General features: G+C 60.6%; 18 protein-coding genes. 11 read left to right on the top strand and 7 right to left on the bottom strand.

All coding sequences use genetic code 11. The features are described 5' to 3' along the window. The first annotated feature begins 65 nt into the window (after positions 1 to 65). The 8 genes from J4E08_RS11940 to lexA all read left to right on the top strand — a co-directional run bounded on the left by J4E08_RS11940 (position 66) and on the right by lexA (position 6,446). The gene (locus J4E08_RS11940) at positions 66 to 647 is read left to right on the top strand and encodes an anthranilate synthase component II (RefSeq protein ID WP_349538689.1); all 582 of its coding nucleotides are present in this window, start codon (positions 66 to 68) and stop codon (positions 645 to 647) included. Continuing rightward, positions 644 to 1,660 (top strand): anthranilate phosphoribosyltransferase, encoded by a 1,017-nt coding sequence (gene trpD, locus J4E08_RS11935; protein ID WP_349538688.1) that lies wholly within the window; start codon positions 644 to 646, stop codon positions 1,658 to 1,660. The genes J4E08_RS11940 and trpD overlap by 4 nt, the downstream gene beginning before the upstream one ends. Then, complete coding sequence (locus J4E08_RS11930; protein WP_349538687.1) at positions 1,657 to 2,301, top strand: uracil-DNA glycosylase; 645 nt, start codon at positions 1,657 to 1,659, stop codon at positions 2,299 to 2,301. The genes trpD and J4E08_RS11930 overlap by 4 nt, the downstream gene beginning before the upstream one ends. Further along, positions 2,298 to 3,101, top strand: coding sequence for an indole-3-glycerol phosphate synthase TrpC (gene trpC / locus J4E08_RS11925; protein WP_349538686.1), 804 nt, complete (start codon positions 2,298 to 2,300; stop codon positions 3,099 to 3,101). Before J4E08_RS11930 ends, trpC begins: the two co-directional genes overlap by 4 nt. Then, entirely contained in the window at positions 3,098 to 3,574 is a 477-nt protein-coding gene (moaC, locus tag J4E08_RS11920) for a cyclic pyranopterin monophosphate synthase MoaC (protein ID WP_349538685.1), read from the top strand. The genes trpC and moaC overlap by 4 nt, the downstream gene beginning before the upstream one ends. A 2-nt stretch (positions 3,575 to 3,576) precedes the next feature. Next, the gene (locus J4E08_RS11915; RefSeq protein ID WP_349538684.1) at positions 3,577 to 4,479 is read left to right on the top strand and encodes a GIY-YIG nuclease family protein; all 903 of its coding nucleotides are present in this window, start codon (positions 3,577 to 3,579) and stop codon (positions 4,477 to 4,479) included. Beyond that, the gene (locus J4E08_RS11910; RefSeq protein ID WP_349538683.1) at positions 4,476 to 5,651 is read left to right on the top strand and encodes a molybdopterin molybdotransferase MoeA; all 1,176 of its coding nucleotides are present in this window, start codon (positions 4,476 to 4,478) and stop codon (positions 5,649 to 5,651) included. Before J4E08_RS11915 ends, J4E08_RS11910 begins: the two co-directional genes overlap by 4 nt. 99 nt (positions 5,652 to 5,750) lie before the next feature. Further along, on the top strand, positions 5,751 to 6,446 hold the full coding sequence (lexA, locus tag J4E08_RS11905; protein WP_349538723.1) for a transcriptional repressor LexA: 696 nt from the start codon (positions 5,751 to 5,753) through the stop codon (positions 6,444 to 6,446). On the opposite strand, the gene J4E08_RS11900 is transcribed toward lexA, so the two are convergent. Further along, complete coding sequence (locus J4E08_RS11900) at positions 6,440 to 8,533, bottom strand: ComEC/Rec2 family competence protein (protein ID WP_349538682.1); 2,094 nt, start codon at positions 8,531 to 8,533, stop codon at positions 6,440 to 6,442. The two genes, lexA and J4E08_RS11900, sit on opposite strands and share 7 nt — an antisense overlap. Before the next feature lie 90 nt (positions 8,534 to 8,623). On the opposite strand from J4E08_RS11900, the gene gltX reads away from it, so the two are divergent. Continuing rightward, on the top strand, positions 8,624 to 10,030 hold the full coding sequence (gene gltX, locus J4E08_RS11895; RefSeq protein ID WP_349538681.1) for a glutamate--tRNA ligase: 1,407 nt from the start codon (positions 8,624 to 8,626) through the stop codon (positions 10,028 to 10,030). Between the two features lie 83 nt (positions 10,031 to 10,113). Next, positions 10,114 to 11,409, top strand: coding sequence for a citrate synthase (gene gltA / locus J4E08_RS11890; protein WP_349538680.1), 1,296 nt, complete (start codon positions 10,114 to 10,116; stop codon positions 11,407 to 11,409). Between the two features lie 578 nt (positions 11,410 to 11,987). Here gltA and J4E08_RS11885 read toward each other — a convergent pair. The 5 genes from J4E08_RS11885 to J4E08_RS11865 form a co-directional block, all read right to left on the bottom strand. Then, positions 11,988 to 12,764: an enoyl-CoA hydratase-related protein gene (locus J4E08_RS11885; RefSeq protein WP_183967426.1), complete on the bottom strand. Its 777-nt coding sequence runs from the start codon at positions 12,762 to 12,764 to the stop codon at positions 11,988 to 11,990. Between the two features lie 130 nt (positions 12,765 to 12,894). Further along, entirely contained in the window at positions 12,895 to 13,362 is a 468-nt protein-coding gene (locus tag J4E08_RS11880; RefSeq protein ID WP_349538679.1) for a cytochrome c-type biogenesis protein, read from the bottom strand. After that, positions 13,359 to 15,335 (bottom strand): heme lyase CcmF/NrfE family subunit, encoded by a 1,977-nt coding sequence (locus tag J4E08_RS11875; RefSeq protein ID WP_349538678.1) that lies wholly within the window; start codon positions 15,333 to 15,335, stop codon positions 13,359 to 13,361. Before J4E08_RS11875 ends, J4E08_RS11880 begins: the two co-directional genes overlap by 4 nt. Before the next feature lie 136 nt (positions 15,336 to 15,471). Further along, positions 15,472 to 16,047 (bottom strand): holin family protein, encoded by a 576-nt coding sequence (locus tag J4E08_RS11870; protein WP_349538677.1) that lies wholly within the window; start codon positions 16,045 to 16,047, stop codon positions 15,472 to 15,474. Then, positions 16,038 to 16,658, bottom strand: a complete 621-nt coding sequence (locus J4E08_RS11865; RefSeq protein ID WP_349538676.1) for a holin-associated N-acetylmuramidase — start codon at positions 16,656 to 16,658, stop codon at positions 16,038 to 16,040. The genes J4E08_RS11870 and J4E08_RS11865 overlap by 10 nt, the downstream gene beginning before the upstream one ends. A 99-nt stretch (positions 16,659 to 16,757) precedes the next feature. Between J4E08_RS11865 and J4E08_RS11860 the strand changes: the two genes are divergently transcribed. Beyond that, complete coding sequence (locus tag J4E08_RS11860) at positions 16,758 to 17,201, top strand: cupin domain-containing protein (protein WP_349538722.1); 444 nt, start codon at positions 16,758 to 16,760, stop codon at positions 17,199 to 17,201. A 76-nt stretch (positions 17,202 to 17,277) separates the two neighbouring features. Here J4E08_RS11860 and pgi read toward each other — a convergent pair whose 3' ends face one another. Then, a complete protein-coding gene (gene pgi, locus J4E08_RS11855; protein ID WP_349538675.1) occupies positions 17,278 to 18,855 on the bottom strand; it encodes a glucose-6-phosphate isomerase in 1,578 nt (525 codons plus the stop codon). Positions 18,856 to 18,862 lie beyond the last annotated feature (7 nt).

The following is an 18,862-nucleotide window of genomic DNA, read 5'->3' as shown; positions in this document are numbered from 1 at the left end:
CTGCGCATGTATACCGCGACCGGGGGCCTGCCCGCCAGCCCCAGTTCCTCTGAGAAAGGCTCATCATGCTGCTTCTGATCGATAATTACGACAGCTTCACCTACAACCTCGTGCATTTCCTTGGAGAGCTGGGAGCAGAGGTTCAAGTCTGGCGCAATGACGCGATCGATGTGCAGCAAGCGATCGCCATGAAACCCGCAGGCATCGTACTGTCACCCGGGCCAGGCACTCCCTCTCAGTCAGGCATCTGTTGCGCCCTTACAGAGGCTGCCGCAGAAACAGGCACTCCGCTCTTTGGGGTCTGCCTCGGCCATCAGACCATAGGCCAAGTTTTTGGCGGGACCGTGCAGCGACATACCGAAATCGTGCATGGAAAGATGGGGGCAATCCAACACGCTGGAAAATCCGTGTTCAAAGGCCTTCCTTCGCCCCTGCAAGCGACCCGCTATCACAGCCTCGTAGTGGACCGCGCGTCCCTGCCCGACGACCTCGAAGTCACCGCAGAACTTGAGGATGGCACGATCATGGGTCTGCAGCACAAGAGCTTGCCAATTCATGGGGTACAATTTCACCCCGAGAGCATCGCATCGGAGCACGGTCACGCCATGCTCCAGAATTTCCTCGATATCCTGAAGGTGCCCGCATGAGTGACGCCATGAAGCCCATGATCTACGCTGCCTCCGAAGGCCCGCTAAGCCGCGCTCAAGCCGAAGCCGCATTCAACCTGTTATTCGACGGAGAGGCGACGCCCTCGCAAATCGGCGGCTTGCTCATGGCCATGCGCGCGCGAGGCGAATCCGTATCTGAATATGCTGCCGCGGCCTCTGTCATGCGCGCGAAGTGTACACCGATTACGGCGCCTGACGGCGCGATGGACATCGTCGGCACTGGCGGCGATGGCAAAGGTACCCTGAACATTTCCACTGCGACGGCCTTCGTTGTGGCCGCCGCGGGCGTACCTGTGGCCAAGCACGGTAACCGCAACCTATCGTCCAAATCCGGCTCTGCTGATGTGTTGAGCGAATTCGGCATCGAGATCATGTTGCCCGCCGATAAAGTCCAGAGTGTGATCGACACCTGTGGCATGGCCTTCATGATGGCGCCAATGCACCACCCTGCGATGAAGCATGTCATGCCCACGCGCACGGAACTCGGCTGCAAAACGATCTTCAACATTCTTGGGCCACTGACAAACCCTGCAGGTGTCAAGCGTCAGCTGACCGGCGCTTTCGCCATCGACTTGATCTTTCCCATGGCGGAAACGCTGCAACAGCTCGGGTCCGATCGGGCGTGGCTTGTGCACGGTTCCGACGGTACGGACGAGATCACCATTTGCGGGCCGACGTCGGTGGCCGCGCTGGAAGACGGGCTGATCAAGTCGTTGGAAATCCACCCCGAAGACGCCGGTCTGCCAACGCACCCATTCTCGGCTATCCTTGGCGGAACGCCCGCCGAGAACGGCAAAGCCATGCGCGCGCTATTTGAGGGGGAGAAATCTGCCTACCGCGACGCCGTGCTTTTCAACACAGCCGCCGCGCTGATCATTGCTCAGAAAGCGTCCAGCCTGCGGGAAGGCGCGGAAATCGCCGCCGAAGCCATAGACAGTGGTTCCGCTCTGGCCAAGGCCGAGGCGCTGGCGAAGGCCACGCAGGGGGCATGAGACCTCCTGCCGATTGGCAGAATCTGCCATTTTTCGAGCATGATCTGCCCCGGATCGAAGGCACTCTCGCCGATGAAGCCAATATTCTGCCGCCTGCAAACCAACGGTTCGCTGCCCTTGACGCCTGCTCGCCGGAGCAAACTCGCGTCGTCATCCTTGGCCAGGATCCATATCCCACGCCGGGTCACGCCCATGGCTTTGCCTTCTCGGTAGAGCCTGAGATCCCGCTGCCGCGCTCCTTGAATAATGTTTTCAAAGAGATGGACGCGGACATCGGGGCGCATCCAGCGACAGGAGATTTGCGCCATTGGGCCGCGCAGGGTGTGCTTTTGTTGAACACTTCGCTCACCGTGCCGGCTGGACAGGCAGGCGCGCACGCGAAATTGGGGTGGTCCGCCTTGACCGCACAAGTGCTCGCCAGCCTGTCGGATCGACCGCGCGCTTTTTTGCTCTGGGGCAAGCATGCGCAATCGTTTGCCCATCATATCGAGGGCGATAATCACTTGATCCTGGCGACGGCCCATCCTTCTCCGCTGTCGGCGCGACGCGGTTTTTTCGGCTCCCGCCCCTTTTCGCGCATCAACGACTGGCTTATGACCCAAGGCCAACCCCAAATTGATTGGACCGGAGAGGTGCCATGACCAAAACGATCCTCGACAAAATCAAAGCCTATAAGCTGGAGGAAATCGCCGCCGACAAGGTCGCGAAATCCCTCAGCGACGTCGAAGCAGAGGCACGCGCCGCCGCCCCTGTTCGCCCCTTTGCAGACGCGCTGATCCAGGCTGCGACCGCAGGCTACGGGCTGATCGCGGAGGTCAAGAAAGCCTCCCCCTCCAAAGGTTTGATCCGCGACGATTTCGAGCCGGCGGCGTTGGCGCAGGCCTATGAGGCAGGTGGTGCGTCCTGTCTTTCAGTTCTGACGGACACACCCTCGTTCCAGGGCGCCAAGGATTTCCTCGTACGGGCCCGCGCCGCGACCTCGCTTCCCGCGCTGCGCAAGGATTTCATGTACGACACCTATCAAGTGGCCGAAGCCCGTGCGCTCAACGCCGACTGCATCCTGATCATCATGGCTTCAGTGTCGGACACGCAGGCCGCCGAACTGGAGGCCGCCGCCTTCGAATGGGGTATGGATGCTCTGATCGAAGTGCATGACGGCCCAGAACTGGACCGCGCCCTGGCCATGAAATCCCCGCTGATCGGCGTGAACAATCGCAATCTCAAAACGTTTGAGACCACGCTGGACACCACGCGCGAGTTGTCAAAACGTGTGCCTGATGGCCGCTTCTTAATCTCTGAATCCGGACTGAACACGCCGGCAGATCTTGCTGACATGGCCAGCTACGGTGCACGCGCCTTTTTGATCGGGGAAAGCCTTATGCGGCAAGAGAACGTGCAGGAAGCGACGAAAACCTTGCTTAAAGATCCGGTGCTCGCATGAGTGACCTGACGCATTTTGACGCCTCCGGCGCGGCGCACATGGTCGACGTCTCGGACAAAGCCGTAACCTCACGCGTTGCCACAGCTGTCGGCTGGGTCAAGATGGCGCAAGAGACCTTCGACATGATCACCTCCGGTGAAGCCAAGAAAGGCGATGTCATCGGCGTCGCGCGTTTGGCGGGGATCATGGGGGCGAAGAAGACCCCAGATCTGATCCCGCTCTGTCACCCGCTGCCGGTGACAAAAGTCTCTGTTGACCTGACACCCGACCCCGACCTTCCTGGCCTCCAGATCGAGGCCACAGTGAAAACGACCGGTCAAACCGGCGTCGAGATGGAGGCGCTCACCGCAGTCTCGACCTGTGCGCTGACGGTTTACGACATGGTGAAGGCGGCGGACAAGGGCATGGAAATCGGCGGCATCCACGTGACCCTCAAAGACGGCGGGAAGTCAGGGCGATACGAGGCCGGCTAAGCATGAGTACCGGCCGCTCCCTTGAATTGTACTTTGTTGATGGCAAGCCCGATGGGATGCTGACTGCAGAAGTCTTCAATTGGACCGGCCATGTGCTCAGGGTCCCCAAGGTCCAACTGACCAAAGGTTTAGCGCGCCCGGAAGCACGACAAACCGGCGTCTATATCCTGTCCGGCGAAAATCAAGATGGCCCACTCGCCTATATCGGCGAAGCCGAGGACATGGCAAGCCGGTTGAAAGACCACGCTGCCAAAAAGGATTGGTGGGACACAGCGGTTCTCATCACCACAGCGGGAGACGCCCTGCACAAGGCGCACGTCAAATATCTTGAAAGCCGGCTCGTGGAAATCGCCAAGACAGCAGATCAGTGCTATCTGGAAAATGGAAATATCCCGCCTCGTTCCAGTTTGAACGAAGCAGCCACTGCAAACATGGAGAGTTTTCTCGACACTTTACAGATGGTGCTACCAGCGATCCGGCTGGACCTTTTTCAAAGCCTGCGACGCACGCCACCTCCAAAGGCCATAGACACCGCAGAAGAGACACTTTCCCTGATCCTGACCTCCCCCGCGAAAGGGCTGACCGCACGTGCTCGATCGGTCGACGGAGAGGTCATCGTCGAGGCCGGATCGCAAATGGTGACAGACTGGGTGGGCAGTCGGAAGCACAGCGTCGGCTATCAAAAACGACACGCTGACCTGATCGGTTCAGATGTTGTGAGCCTGGGCAGCCCCCTCTCTTCACTCCGAACAAACTACGCCTTCTCCAGCCTGTCCACCGCAACGACAGTCATACTGGGCCGATCCTCTAATGGGCGGACCGAATGGAAGCTACCAGACGGTCGCAGCTTCGCTGAGTGGGAAGACGCAAAACTCTCGGCTATCACACGCGGAGCCCCATTATGATCACAGTCACAGAGGCCCTCGACCAGTTGTTCGCCCTTGCCAGACCCACCGGCGTGGAGGAGGTTCCGCTGATAGAGGCCGCCGGTCGCATCCTCGCGCGCCCTGTGTCGGCGCGCCGGACGCAGCCACCCTTCGCGTCCTCCGCCATGGATGGCTACGCAGTGGTCTCTGCGGCTCCCGGGGATCGGTTGACGGTGATCGGTGAAAGCGCGGCAGGCCATCGATTTGACCGGCCCGCCGCACCCGGTGAGGCCGTGCGCATCTTCACCGGAGCGCCTGTGCCCGCCGGTGCAACCCGCGTCGTCATCCAGGAGGATGTCACCCGGCAGGACAGCACCATTCTGATCGGTGATCGCCTCGATTCCGGTGACAATATCCGGCCTGCGGGCGGCGACTTTGCCGAAGGTGCCCAAATTGATGCGCCACGCAAACTCTCCGCCAGTGACATTGCTCTTCTGGCGTCTATGAACATTGCCCGTGTTCCCGTGGCACGGCGCCCGAAAGTCGCTCTCATTTCCACCGGTGACGAATTGGTCATGCCGGGCGAGACGCCAGGCCCGGACCAGATCATTGCGTCCAATACATTTGGCCTTCACGCGCTGCTTTCCAGCGAAGGCGCGGACCCGCGTTTGCTGCCAATCGCGCGGGACAATCAAACCTCTCTGAAACACGCCTTCAGCCTTGTGGATGACGCCGACCTCGTGATCACCATCGGCGGAGCCTCGGTGGGCGACCATGATCTGGTCGCGCCTGTGGCTGAGGAATTAGGCATGCAACGTGCCTTTCACAAGGTTGCCATGCGTCCCGGCAAGCCGCTGATGTCTGGTCGCCTCTCGGGCGAACGCAGGGTCATGATGATCGGCCTGCCGGGCAACCCGGTTTCCGCCATGGTCTGCGGCCATGTGTTCGTCCTCCCCGTTGTGCGCGTGATGCTGGGCCTGCCGCCCGTTGCCGCGCCGCGTCTGCGCGCACCACTGGCGCGAGTACTTGGCCAAAACGGCCCACGCGAACACTACATGCGCGCCACCTTGACGGAGGAAGGGCTGATCGCCTTTGATCGCCAGGATTCAAGCCTTCTGAGTGTTTTGGGACAAGCCAACGCGCTGCTCGTGCGACCTCCGCATGATCCCGCACGCGCCAAAAATGATGTCGTAGACTACTTGCCGTTGTAATTTGGCGGCGCAGCGCAGTTGACACAAAACAAGAACAGGCGTAGAACAAAACACGACACCTGCCGATCATTCAGGCAGCGACTGTTCACGGGGGCGCATATGCTGACTAAGAAACAACTCGATTTGTTGAATTTCATCAACAAACGGATGCAACGAGACGGCGTGCCGCCTTCCTTTGACGAAATGAAAGACGCGCTGGATCTGCGCTCCAAATCCGGAATCCACAGGTTGATCACAGCGCTCGAAGAACGTGGATTTATCCGGCGCCTCGCACATCGCGCCCGCGCCATCGAAATCGTAAAACTTCCAGAAAGCCTTGGTGGACAGCCTTTGGGCTTCTCACCACAGGTGATTGATGGCGACCGCCCGGATCGCATTCCAGGCTCCGCAGTTGAGGTGTCGTCGTCCGGTGTCGCCGAATTGCCAATCATGGGCCGTATTGCTGCAGGTGTGCCCATCGAATCGATCAATGAACAGCCAGTTGGGATTGCGGTGCCCGGTTCGATGCTGAAGGGCAACGGCCATCACTACGCGCTTGAGGTGAAAGGCGATTCAATGATCGAGGCCGGCATCAATGACGGTGACGTCGTGGTGATCCGTGAAACCTCTGACGCGGAAGAAGGCGACATAGTCGTCGCGCAGATCGAAGGCTACGAAGCTACGCTGAAACGCTTCCGCCGCAAGGGCAATATGATTATGCTCGAAGCCGCGAACCCCGCCTACGAACCCCGCATTCTGCCAAGCGGCGACGTCAGCATCCAAGGTCGTCTGGTCGGGTTGATCCGGACTTATTGATCGATCCTCGCATGGCGCAAAGCACCGTCGTCGTTGGTGCGCTTTTTCGGAATGTCGTGCCATAGCCTGTCGCCAGAGACGTCGGTCGCCGTGACCATCACAAGGCCGTTTTCGGTTTTCCAGAATGCGATAGACCCTGTGCGTTTCAAACGCTCTGGGTCGAAGATCAAACAATCGCCCTCCAGCAACAGCGGTACACTGGATACAACGATTTGGACGGCTTCACATCCGCTGATCAGCCGCGCCGCGCGCTTTCCTTGAACGTGCAAAATCTGCCTGCCCAACACAGACGCCTCGGCGAGACGGGACTGCACCACACCCGGCCATCTCGCGGCCGCCTGTATCTGATCGCCGCCAAAACCATCGTTTTCCAACCAATTGTCCGCAATGAATCCTGAGCCAGTCTCCCGTGACAGGCCACGTCCTTGCGCCGTCATAACCCCCACGAGCGTCCCTGTATCCGAAATCAGGATCTCTGGTCGCGCCGCGCCATTCCACAAAAAAATCCCGAGTAGCAAAGGCAAAGCGCCAGCCAAGCGCCCCCATCCACGCCAAAGACACAGGATCAAACCGCCCGTTGCGATGATCACAAGGACCCCTGTCCCCGGTGCGACGACCGGGCGTACTGCGCCCTCCCACTGCGCCACGTGCTGCGCCACAAGCAAAATCCAGTCTAATCCCAAACCCATCACCCAAAGTGGCGCCCACTCCAACCCGAGCGGCATCAGCAAGACCGCGACGACTCCAAATGGGACCACCAAGGCCCCCATCACAGGCACAGACACCAGGTTGGCCAACAGTCCGTAGACCGATGCCTGGTTGAAATGCGCCATACCCACCGGCGCCGTGGCGGCACCCGCAACGGCGGAGGAAATTATGACGGAAAGCACCGCCGAGACCCAGCCCGGCAAACGGTGGCCGCGTTGCACAGTCGTGACCTGCTCAAAGGCTGCCACCAGCGCGACGGTGGCGGCAAAGCTCATTTGAAATCCCGGTCCCAAAAGGGCTTCCGGCATAAAGACCAAGACAATCAATGCGGCCATCGCGACAGAGCGCAACGAAAGGGCACGTCGGTCAAGCATCAGTGCCGTCAGGGCAGCGGCCACCATGATAAAAGCACGTTCGGTTGCGACGTTGCCCCCGGACAGCGCCAAGTAGCCGGCCGCTGCGCCCAAGGCACCCACCGCTGCGAGCTTTTTCACCGGCCAATAATGTCGGCACCGGGGGACCAACAGCAGGCCAATCCGCAACGACGCATAAGCAAACCCCGCCAGCAACCCCATATGCAGTCCGGAAATTGCCAGCAAATGCGCAAGATTGGTGTCTCTCAATGTGCTGAGCGTGCCCTGCGCCATGCCTGAGCGGTCTCCGCTCATGACGGCAGCGGCAAACGCTCCGGTCTCTCCCGGCAACTGATCCTGAACCCGCGCCGACAAAGACATACGCGCCCTGAAAACGTTAAGCCCCGGACCGGGTGGCTCCAACATCAAAACAGGCGTCCGGGTGTATCCCACAGCGCCAAGACGCAGGAACCAGGCATGGCGCCGAAAATCAAAGCCACCCGGCTCGACCGCGCCGCCGGGGGGGCCAAGGTGCCCAGTCAGGATTACCATCATCCCCGGCTGCGGTGAGATGTTCGGCCCCCCGTGCAAAGACACTCGAACCCTGACTGGAACACGCGCCGGGTCCATATCCTGCAAAACCACCTGATCCAGCGTCAGCCGCACTGCGTCAGACGCGGATCTGTCAATATTTACGACGCGGCCCTCGATTGGGCCATAATATCGGAAGTGCAAAACTGGTCCGGCCACTTGGTGCGCTCGCAACCCGGCCAATCCAAAGCCCCCGCTGATGAGACCCAGCGCCACCACAAGCGGCCCAAGAACAGGCCGCGGACCGATCAGCGCCTGCGCGGGCACGAACACCACAGCCAGAAGCGCGGTCCACAGCATCCAGACCGGCGGCTCCCATGTCAGGGTGAAATAGATGCCGATACCACAGGCCAGCAGAACAGGCGTCCATGCAAACAGATGCCCACGCTGATCGCCCACCAAAGCTTGCGGCAGATCCAGCAGGTAACGCACCATGACACCGGCCCTCCGCTTGCCCCGATGCGCGGGGCTGGGTATGGAACCATCAAAGGCTACCTTGCCACCGTTAGAAAAAGGTTAACCAAGATGACCCAAGTCGTGACCCGCTTTGCGCCCTCGCCAACCGGCTTTCTGCACATTGGCGGCGCGCGCACCGCCCTGTTCAACTGGCTCTACGCACGTGGGCGTGGGGGAAAGTATCTGCTGCGGATCGAAGATACGGACCGAGCCCGCTCCACTCCAGAGGCAACGGGAGCGATTCTGAAAGGTCTCGATTGGCTCGGCCTTGACCATGACGGAGAGGTTGTCAGCCAATTCGACCGCGCCGACCGCCATGCCGAAGTGGCCCACGCGTTGCTCGCCAAGGGCGCGGCCTACAAATGCTTTTCCACGCAGGAAGAAATCGAAGCCTTCCGCGAAGCGGCCCGCGCCGACGGGCGTTCGACCCTGTTTCAAAGCCCGTGGCGCGATGCTGATCCCGCGACCCAACCGGATGCGCCCTACGTCGTGCGCTTAAAGACCCCGAAAGACGGGGAAACGACCATAAACGACGAAGTGCAGGGCAAGGTGGTGATCCGCAATGACCAGCTGGACGACATGGTGCTGCTGCGCTCTGATGGGACGCCGGTCTACATGCTTGCAGTGGTTGTGGACGACCATGACATGGGCGTGACACATGTGATCCGTGGGGATGATCACCTCAACAATGCCGCACGCCAGATGGGGATCTACACCGCTATGGAGTGGGACCTGCCCACCTACGCGCATATCCCGCTGATCCATGGACCCGATGGCAAAAAGCTGTCCAAACGCCATGGCGCACTTGGCGCGGATGAGTATCAAAAGATGGGCTATCCGGCCGCAGGTATGCGTAACTATCTTGCGCGCCTGGGATGGAGCCACGGTGATGACGAATTTTTCACCGATGCACAGGCAAAAGAGTGGTTCGATCTCAACGGAATCGGCAAGTCGCCCGCACGGTTTGATTTCAAGAAACTGGAAAACCTGTGCGGCCAGCATATCGCCGTGGCCGAGGATGCCGCGCTGCTGCAAGAAATAGAGGATTTTCTTGCTGCTTCCGGTGGCACTGCGTTGACACAGGCGCAGCGCGACGGTCTGGGACGCGGCATGTACTGCCTGAAGGAGCGCGCGAAATCCTTCCCGGAACTTCTTGAAAAAGGTCACTTTATCTTAACGGAGACCCCGATAGAAGCCGACGAGAAGGCCGCGAAAGCGCTTGACGCTGTATCCCGTGGTATACTGGGCAAGTTGACGCCGCATCTGCATAATGCTAGTTGGACGCGAGAAGAATTGGAGGCGGCGATGGCCCGCTTCTGCGACGAACAGGGGACCAAATTCGGCAAGCTTGCAGCGCCTATGCGGGCCGCTCTCGCTGGTCGGGCCGTGACACCCTCCGTCTACGATATGATGCTGGTACTGGGCCGCGACGAAAGCCTCGCGCGTCTGTCCCAAGCGGCCGAGATCCCTGCCTGACCGGCACGGCTCGGTCATGTGCGATGACCTGTCGGGCCGCGCGGCAGCGGCCCGGCCCCACCGATTCAGGAAGGATGACAAGCATGGCTGAGACCCCCAAAAGCGCAACACTCACGATCGACGGCCAAAGCTACGATCTGCCGATCCACACGCCCACGGCAGGCCCGGACGTCATCGACATCCGCAAGCTCTACGGCCAGGCGGGCGTGTTCACCTACGATCCCGGCTTCACCTCCACCGCGTCGTGCGATTCCACGATCACATTCATCGACGGTGACAAGGGGGAGCTGTTGCATCGCGGCTATCCGATCGACCAACTGGCCGAGAAATCGCACTACCTCGAAGTCTGCTTCTTGCTGCTCTACGGCTACCTGCCGACCTCCGATGAATTGGAAAGCTTCGAAAGCACGATCACACGCCACACCATGATCCACGAACAGATGGTGTATTTCTTCCGTGGTTTCCGCCGCGATGCCCACCCAATGGCCACAATGGTGGGCGTGGTTGGCGCGATGGCGGCCTTCTACCACGATTCCACCGACATCTCGGATCCGCGCCAGCGCGAAATTGCATCGCACCGTTTGATCGCCAAGATGCCGACGATCGCAGCGTGGGCCTACAAGTACTCCATCGGCCAGCCGTTCGTGTATCCGCGCAATGATCTGACCTATGCCGAGAACTTCCTGCACATGTGCTTTGCCGTGCCAGCGGAGCAGTACAACGTGAACCCGGTCTTGGCGCGCGCCATGGACCGTATTTTCACGCTGCACGCCGACCATGAGCAGAACGCCTCGACCTCGACCGTGCGTCTTGCGTCTTCCTCCGGTGCAAACCCGTTCGCATGTATCGCCGCTGGCATCGCCTGCCTTTGGGGGCCGGCGCATGGCGGTGCGAACCAGGCGTGCCTCGAAATGCTCAAGGAAATCGGGTCTCCCGAGAACATTCCCGAGTACATCGCTCGCGCCAAGGACAAGAACGATCCGTTCCGCCTGATGGGCTTCGGTCACCGGGTCTACAAGAACTTCGACCCGCGCGCGAAGGTCATGAAGCAGTCCGCAGACGAGGTGCTCGATCTGCTGGGCGTCGAAAACAATCCCGTGCTCGCAACCGCGAAAGCTCTGGAAGAGGCCGCTCTCGCGGACTCCTACTTTGTAGACAAAAAACTGTTCCCGAATGTGGACTTCTACTCGGGCGTCATCCTCGAAGCGATGGGCTTCCCGACCTCCATGTTCACGCCGATCTTTGCGCTTTCGCGCACCGTCGGCTGGGTGTCGCAGTGGAAAGAGCAGCTGAACGATCCGCAGATGAAGATCGGTCGCCCGCGCCAATTGTACCAAGGCGAAACAGAGCGCGACTATGTAGATATCGAAAACCGCTGATCGTTGGAACGGCGTTGCTTTGAAGGCCCCTGGTGCTCTGCACCGGGGGCTTTTTTGTCGGTATCGTCTGCTCCGTCCAATGATTTTAATTGAAGTTTTTCCACAGAACTTCAGCATTTAGCAGTCGATTTTCGGAAAATGCAGGACGCTCGATTACAGGATTCCATGCCCCGATTGTTTGCAGCCTAAGCTGCCAAGTGCAGGATCAGAGTTCAAAACACCGTATCGCTCGCGAAAGCTGTGCGGCCCGCAAAGAGAAAGCACTGTCTCCTCTGCTCCATCAATGGATTTCAGTTTCACCCTAAGACGCAAGCTGTGGCGTTGGGGCGAGCCGCTCCCATGATAGCCTACCCAGGCGCGTGCCCACAGCATCCTCACAACCTCTTGTCCAACCGATGCTGAACGCCTCGATCAAAACACCGGCACGAGAACTCTCGTTGCCGTTGGTCGGCTGATTTGTCGGTGGAAGAAGCAGGCCTTGGATGACTCTGCAGCGTCATTCAGACAACCGCCAAGGGTTACACCAAAGAACGGACCGATATCGGTCCGCCCCTTCGCACGACTGCGTACTCTGGCGCTCAGCGTCCCTCGTATACTGGCGGGCGCTTTTCCATAAAGGCAACGACGCCTTCCTTGAAATCGCGTGTCTTGCCGCATTCACCCTGCAGTTTCGCTTCCACGCCAAGCTGCGCCTCGAGGGTGTTGTCCTGTGCCGCAAACATTGCCTGCTTGATCCTAGCATAGGCCATCGTCGGCCCATTCGCCAAATGCGCCGCGCGTTTGCCAACGTGCGCGCGGAACGCCTCATCCGGGACGTGCTCCCAGATCATTCCCCAGGCATCCGCCTGCGCGGCTGATATCCGGTCCGCGAAAAGCGCCGCGCCCATGGCCTTTGCCATCCCCATTTGCCGAGGCAAAAACCACGTGCCGCCTGCGTCCGGGATCAAGCCAATCTGCGTAAATGCCTGCATGAAGAAAGCGCTTTCCGTGGCAATGACCACGTCAGCTGATAGCGCAAGGTTCGCCCCGGCCCCCGCCGCAGGCCCATTCACGGCGCAAATTGTTGGGACAGGGCAGTCGTAAATCGCCTTCAGCATCGGCACGTATTCATCGCGCAAAACACGCTCCAGATCGAGGTTCGCAGCGGTTTCGCGGTCGCCCAAATCCTGGCCGGAACAAAAGGCCCGCCCCTCCCCGGTCAGCACCACAACGCGCGCCTCTCGTCCGCCGCGGGCCACGGCATCGGTGATCTCCGCCCGCATCTGCGTGTTGAGCGCGTTCATCTTGTCGGGCCGGTTGAGTGTCACAGTGGCGATATTCTCCGCCACCTCGTAGGTGATGGTGTCATAGATCATGGGGTCTCCTCTCCCGCGCGTAGGGACAGCGCTTTGGCGCTATGAAACACCGCACAGACACCGGGAGCAATGTGAAACCCTGCCCCGCTACGCTACGTCCAAAGCGCAGCCATGTGCCCGCTTCGGAGGTTCACCTCTTGAGCAACGCGTCAAGGCGCTCTTGTTCATCGGCGCTCAGACGCTCCGCCGGGGCGACCGCCTTCGAACGCCGGCGCACGTACACTGCGCCCAAGACGACGGCGATGAGGAACATCCCCGGACCAGCCGCCCAGAGCAGCCAATTCCAGCCCCCTGTGGTAGGCTTCAGCAACACGAATTCACCGTAGCGGGCCACGATGTACTCAACCACCTCCGGGTTTGTGTCGCCAGCCACCAGCCGTTCACGCACAAGCAGTCGCAGATCTTTCGCGAGCGAGGCATTGCTCTCGTCGATGCTTTCGTTCTGACAAACAAGGCAGCGCAGCCCAGCAGAGATCTCACGAGCCCGCGCTTCCATAGCGGGGTCGTCGAGCACCTCGTCTGGCTGAACCGCCAAGGCCAGCGTCGCCACCAGCGAAAACACCAGCGTCAAAACACCGTGGCGCAAAAAGCCCATCATTCTGCAGGGACCCCTTGCACAGATGCTGTCTTGCGCGCGCCAGCGGCCACGCGATATCTGCGGTCAGACAAGCTCAAAAGTCCGCCAAGGGCCATCAGGATACATCCGCCCCAGACCCAGTTGGCCAGCGGTTTGATATAAATACGCATGACCCACCCGCCGTTCGGCTGTGCATCCCCCACAACGACGTAAACATCGCGCAAAAACCGATAGTCGATCGCGGCTTCTGTGGTGGGCATCTGCTGCACCGGGTAGACGCGCTTTTCCGGGTAAAGATGCGCGATTTCACTGCCATCCCCACCCGCGGGACGCACGGAAACCTCTCCGCGCGTCGCGGTGTAGTTCGGACCCTGCTCTCGTGTCACGTCAAGCAATTCGAATTCGAACTTGCCCACCTGCCAGGGAGCCCCAATCTGCACGGTGCGGATGTCTTCCTGTTCCCACGCCATCAGGCCCGCGATACCAAGCATCGTGATCCCGAGCCCCGAATGCGCGACAGTCTTGCCCCAATCCGCGCGCGGCAGCCGCAGCAGTCGGGTCAGATCGCGATTGCGACCGGTCCGTGTCCAAAGATCGGTCAAGGCTCCGGCGATCAACCATGTGCCCAGAAACACGCCAATCGGGCCCAGCATCGAACGCTCTGTCTGGATCGTCCAGACAAGACCGGCCAGCGCCAATGCCAGGATAAGTGCCGGCACCAACTGCCGTGCCACACGCGACAGCGATCCGCGCTTCCAGGCCAGCATTGATCCAAGCGGCAAAACCAACCCGAGCAAAACCATGAAGGGGGTGAAGGCCATCTCGAAAAATGGCGGCCCCACTGACAACTTCCGGTCAAAGGCCATCTCTGCCACCAGCGGCCATATCGTGCCGACAAACACCACGAAAGACGCCACCGCCAGAAGGATGTTGTTCACCACCAGCGCGGATTCGCGGGACACCACGCCAAAGACGCCCTTGGCTTCCATCGCGCTGGCCCGTGCGGCAAACAGCGTCAGCGCCCCGCCGGTAAAGAACACGAGGATCATCAGGATAAAGACGCCCCGCTCCGGGTCGTTGGCAAACGCGTGAACCGATGTCAGAAGGCCGGAGCGCACGATAAACGTCCCGATCAGCGAGAAGCCAAAGGCCAGGATGGCCAGCAAGATGGTCCAGCTTTTCAGTGCCTCGCGCTTTTCCACCACGATGGCAGAGTGCAGCAGCGCGGCAGCAAAGAGCCACGGCATGAAGGAGGCATTTTCCACGGGGTCCCAGAACCAGAAACCGCCCCAGCCAAGCTCATAGTAGGCCCACCAGGACCCGAGCGCGATGCCAATGGTCAAGAAGATCCAGGCCGCCAGCGTCCATGGGCGCACCCACCGGCCCCACGCCGCATCTACGCGACCTTCAATCAGGGCGGCGACGGCAAAGCTGAAGCAGATGCTCAGGCCCACATAGCCGAGGTACAGGAACGGTGGGTGAAATGCCAAACCGGGGTCTTGCAGCAATGGGTTGAGATCCTGCCCGTCCATCGGAGGTATCGCCATGCGCAGAAACGGGTTCGAGGTGAAAAGGATGAATGCATAAAACGCCGTCGCCACAAGCGACTGAACCGCCAGAACGCGTGCGCGCAGCGTGGGCGGCAGATTGCCGCCGAACCACGCCGCCATCGCGCCAAACAGGGCAAGGATCAGAACCCAAAGCAGCATCGACCCTTCGTGATTCCCCCAAACGCCGGAAATCTTGTAGAGCATCGGCTTGGCGGAGTGTGAATTCAGCACCACCAGCCGCAAGGAGAAGTCAGAAACCACAAACGCATAGGTCAGCGCCGCAAAAGCCCCCAGAACCAGCACGAATTGCGCTGTCGCGGCGGGTTCTGCAACGGACATCCATCCCGGCCATCGTTTGTGCGCACCGATTAGCGGCACGACCGCCTGAACGAGTGAGACGAGAAAGGCGAGGATAAGGGCGAAGTGGCCGAGTTCTGCTATCATATGCAGCGTTATAGATAACAGGTGCATTTCGGCCAATGGAAATCGCCACCGCCGGGTGTTCACTTTGTCGCGGGGCACCGCAACGTCCGACGCGTCCCGCGGGTTCAGGGCGGGATCGACCCCCGCCCCTCTTCATTTACGCCTGGCCGCGTCGCCAGTCGATCAACGCGGGGTTCCCACCCGCTTCGGCAAAGCTCTCGGTCTCCACCACCGGTCCCGGCGTCACATCGCGCAGTGCCTCTACGTCGCGCAGTGCCTCCACGTCGCGCACCGTTTGCACGACGCCCGGCACAGCCGCCATGGTGGCGGCGACTTCGCGCTGGAAATCCTGCCCTTTCGACTGATGCCGCGCGCCGAAATAGAACGACACGATTGCCGCCAGCAGCCACCACAAGGGTTCCGGCACCAAAGCGATTCCCGCCATGCGCGCCGCAAACCACACCGGGTCCACCATCGCGGAGACAAACAACGCCAAAGTCCCAAGCGCCATCGCGGGACGCGGAATGCGGTTCAGCGCATCCATCACACGGTCGAACACAGACCGCTCCGTCACGCGAAACTCCGCCCCGAATTGCGACAAGGCCGCCGCCTGCGCCGTGGCGCCGCGCATGGCCTCCTTTTCTGCGTTGACGCGAAACACTTCCGCGGTTTCCGTCACCACGTTGCGGCCCGAGCCGAACAGCAAACCAGTGAGAGCCTGAATCATTCCCATGCCGCCACCCGCGCGCTGAACTCCCCGTCCGTCATGTGATATTTCGGAGAGATGAATTCCTCCGCGCGCTTGATCCAACCGCCTTTGCCCCCGGCCCGCGTACGCGCATACTTGCGCGAAGCCGGACGCTGATCTGCAAGGCGGAAGTAATAGTTGCGCCGGGCGATCCCGTAGGCATCTGCCATGTGATGCGGCGCCTTGGCATAGGCTCGGGCACAAGCGCCGATGGTCTCTGGCCCGATGCCACCATCCACGCCGCAGCGTTCGCCCATCTGGTTCAGCAGCCGTTGCAGGATCTTCACTGCATTGCTGCCCGCGTTCACATACATGTCAAAGACCGTCGCCTGCAGGGCCTCCGGCAGCTCCGCAATGCGTGGGCGCAAGAAATAGTGGTCAAGGTACAGGTCCACCGCCTGTTTGCGCGTGATACGCTTGACGTCCTCGACATCGACGCGCCCGTTGCCGTCCAGATCCAGACCCAGCCGTCGCATCGTGTGGATCGTCACCCCGTATTTGGTCGCACCACCGGGATCGTCGGGATCGTTGACATAGCCGCCCTCCCGGGCAACGATTTCTTCGGCCATCTGCCGAACGTGATGTGTCGTGGCCATTGTTTCAGCCTCCTGTTCTGCTCGTCGAGCCGCGCTCGATGGCCAGCAGGCTGTGCTTTTGCGGTTAACCAATCTTCACAGGAGCGCACGTTGCCCCTCATGACCCCCGCGCTCGGGACCGTTTCCCCCGACGACATCATCAATTGCCTTGGCCTTTCACCCCACCCTGAAGGCGGACACTACCGCCAAACCTGGGTGGCCGACGCACAAGACGCCGCGCGCCCCACAGGCACCGCCATCTATTTTCTGCTAAAGCCCGGCGAACGCAGCCATTGGCACCGCGTAGACGCCACCGAAATCTGGCACTGGTACGCAGGTTCGCCACTGGAGTTGTCCCAAGCACCCACCGACGCAGGTCCATGCCGGCGTGATCTGCTTGGCCCGGACATCACTGCCGGACAACAGCCGCAGCTTCTCGTGCCAGAACATCATTGGCAAGCCGCGCACGCTCTGGACGGGTGGGCGCTGGTGGGCTGCACCGTCAGCCCGGGTTTCCGCTTCGAAGGGTTCGACCTCGCCGCACCCGGTTTCGACATCCCATAACGGCAAAAGACCCAAGGCCACGCGGCCCGGGTCTTTTGTCATCTCGTCATCCAGCGCCTAGGCGGTGCGCGAAATATCAGGCCCGGGCGCGCACGTAGTTCAGCAACTGCGTCGTCGATCCGTCCTTGCCGGCGATCGGGGACTCCCCACTCACCAACGGGCCAAGCGCGGTTGCCAGCTCCTTGCCCAGTTCAACACCCCATTGATCGTAAGAGTTGATGTTCAGGATCACCCCCTCGACGAACACGCGGTGCTCGTATAGCGCCACGATCTTGCCCAGCGTTTCAGGGTCCAGCTTATCGTAAATCAATGTCGTCGAAGGACGATTGCCCGGGAACACCCGGTGGCGCGCTTGGCGCTCAAGCTCATCGCCTTCGAATTTGTCTGCAACCTTGGCACGTGCCTCTTCCAGTGAACGACCGCGCATCAGCGCTTCGGACTGGGCGAGACAATTGGCCACCAGCAATTCGTGATGATGGCGCAGATCCGGCTCATGGCCCGTCGCGGCCACCAGGAATTCACAGGGAACGACTCGCGTGCCCTGATGGATAAGCTGATAGAAGGCGTGCTGACCATTTGTTCCGGGTTCACCCCAGACGATGGGGCCGCTGTCGTAGGACAGGTCCGCTCCGTCCATGCTGACGCCCTTGCCGTTGCTCTCCATTTCCAGCTGTTGCAGGTAGGCGGGCAGCCGCATCAGGCGGTTGTCATAGGGCAGCACTGCACGGGTCGCGTGCCCCTGCCCCTGATTGTGGAAAATGCCGACCAACGCCAGCATCACCGGCAGGTTTTCCAGCGGCGCGGCCGAGCGGAAGTGCTGATCCATCGCCTGCGCCCCGCGCAGGAATGCGCGGAAATTGTCCGGACCGACGGCGATCATCACCGACAGGCCAATCGGCCCCCAGACGGAGTAGCGCCCGCCGACCCAATCCTCGAACCCGAATACGCGATCTTCGGGGATGCCGAATTGCGCCGCGCCCGCCTTGTTGGAGGACAAAGCGATGAACTTGCCTTCGTCAGACACGCCCTTCTCCGCCAACCAAGCCTTTGCAGTGCGCGCGTTGGTAATCGTTTCAATGGTGGTAAAGGTTTTGGAGGCAACAATAAAAGCCGTTCGCTTAGGGTCGCAGCCCTTCAGCGTGTCCGCAATGTCGGCGCCATCCACGTTCGACACGAAATGGCAGCGTGGGCCGTCGTGATACGGAGCCATCGCCAAAGCCGCCATAACCGGACCAAGATCGGACCCGCCGATACCGATGTTCACCACATCCGTCACATCAGAGGCGCGCAACTCTTCGGCCAGCTTTTCCATGCGCGCCAAGGTGGTGAGCACCTCCGGCATGACATCATGGCCATCGACCATGACCGGCCCGCCGTCCAGATTGCGCAGCGCCGTATGCAGCACCGCACGTCCCTCCGTCTCGTTGATTTTGGCGCCTGAAAACATGGCGTCACGCCGTTCGGCAACGCTCCCCGTCTCGACCAGCTCCAGAAGGGTTGCGCGGGCGTCCGCATCGATTAGCGTCTTGGAATAATCAAACAGCATTCCCAGCGCGTCGACACTGAACTCCGACGCTCGCCCCGCATCCGCGAATAGATCCTCGATCCGATGCCCCGCAACGCGCTGCGCCTGTGCTTTTACCTTGTCGAACATGCCCGTC

Source organism: Sagittula sp. NFXS13 (assembly GCF_040148795.1).
GTDB classification, from domain to species: Bacteria; Pseudomonadota; Alphaproteobacteria; order Rhodobacterales; family Rhodobacteraceae; genus Sagittula; species Sagittula marina.
This window is presented reverse-complemented; position numbering and strand designations above follow the sequence as displayed.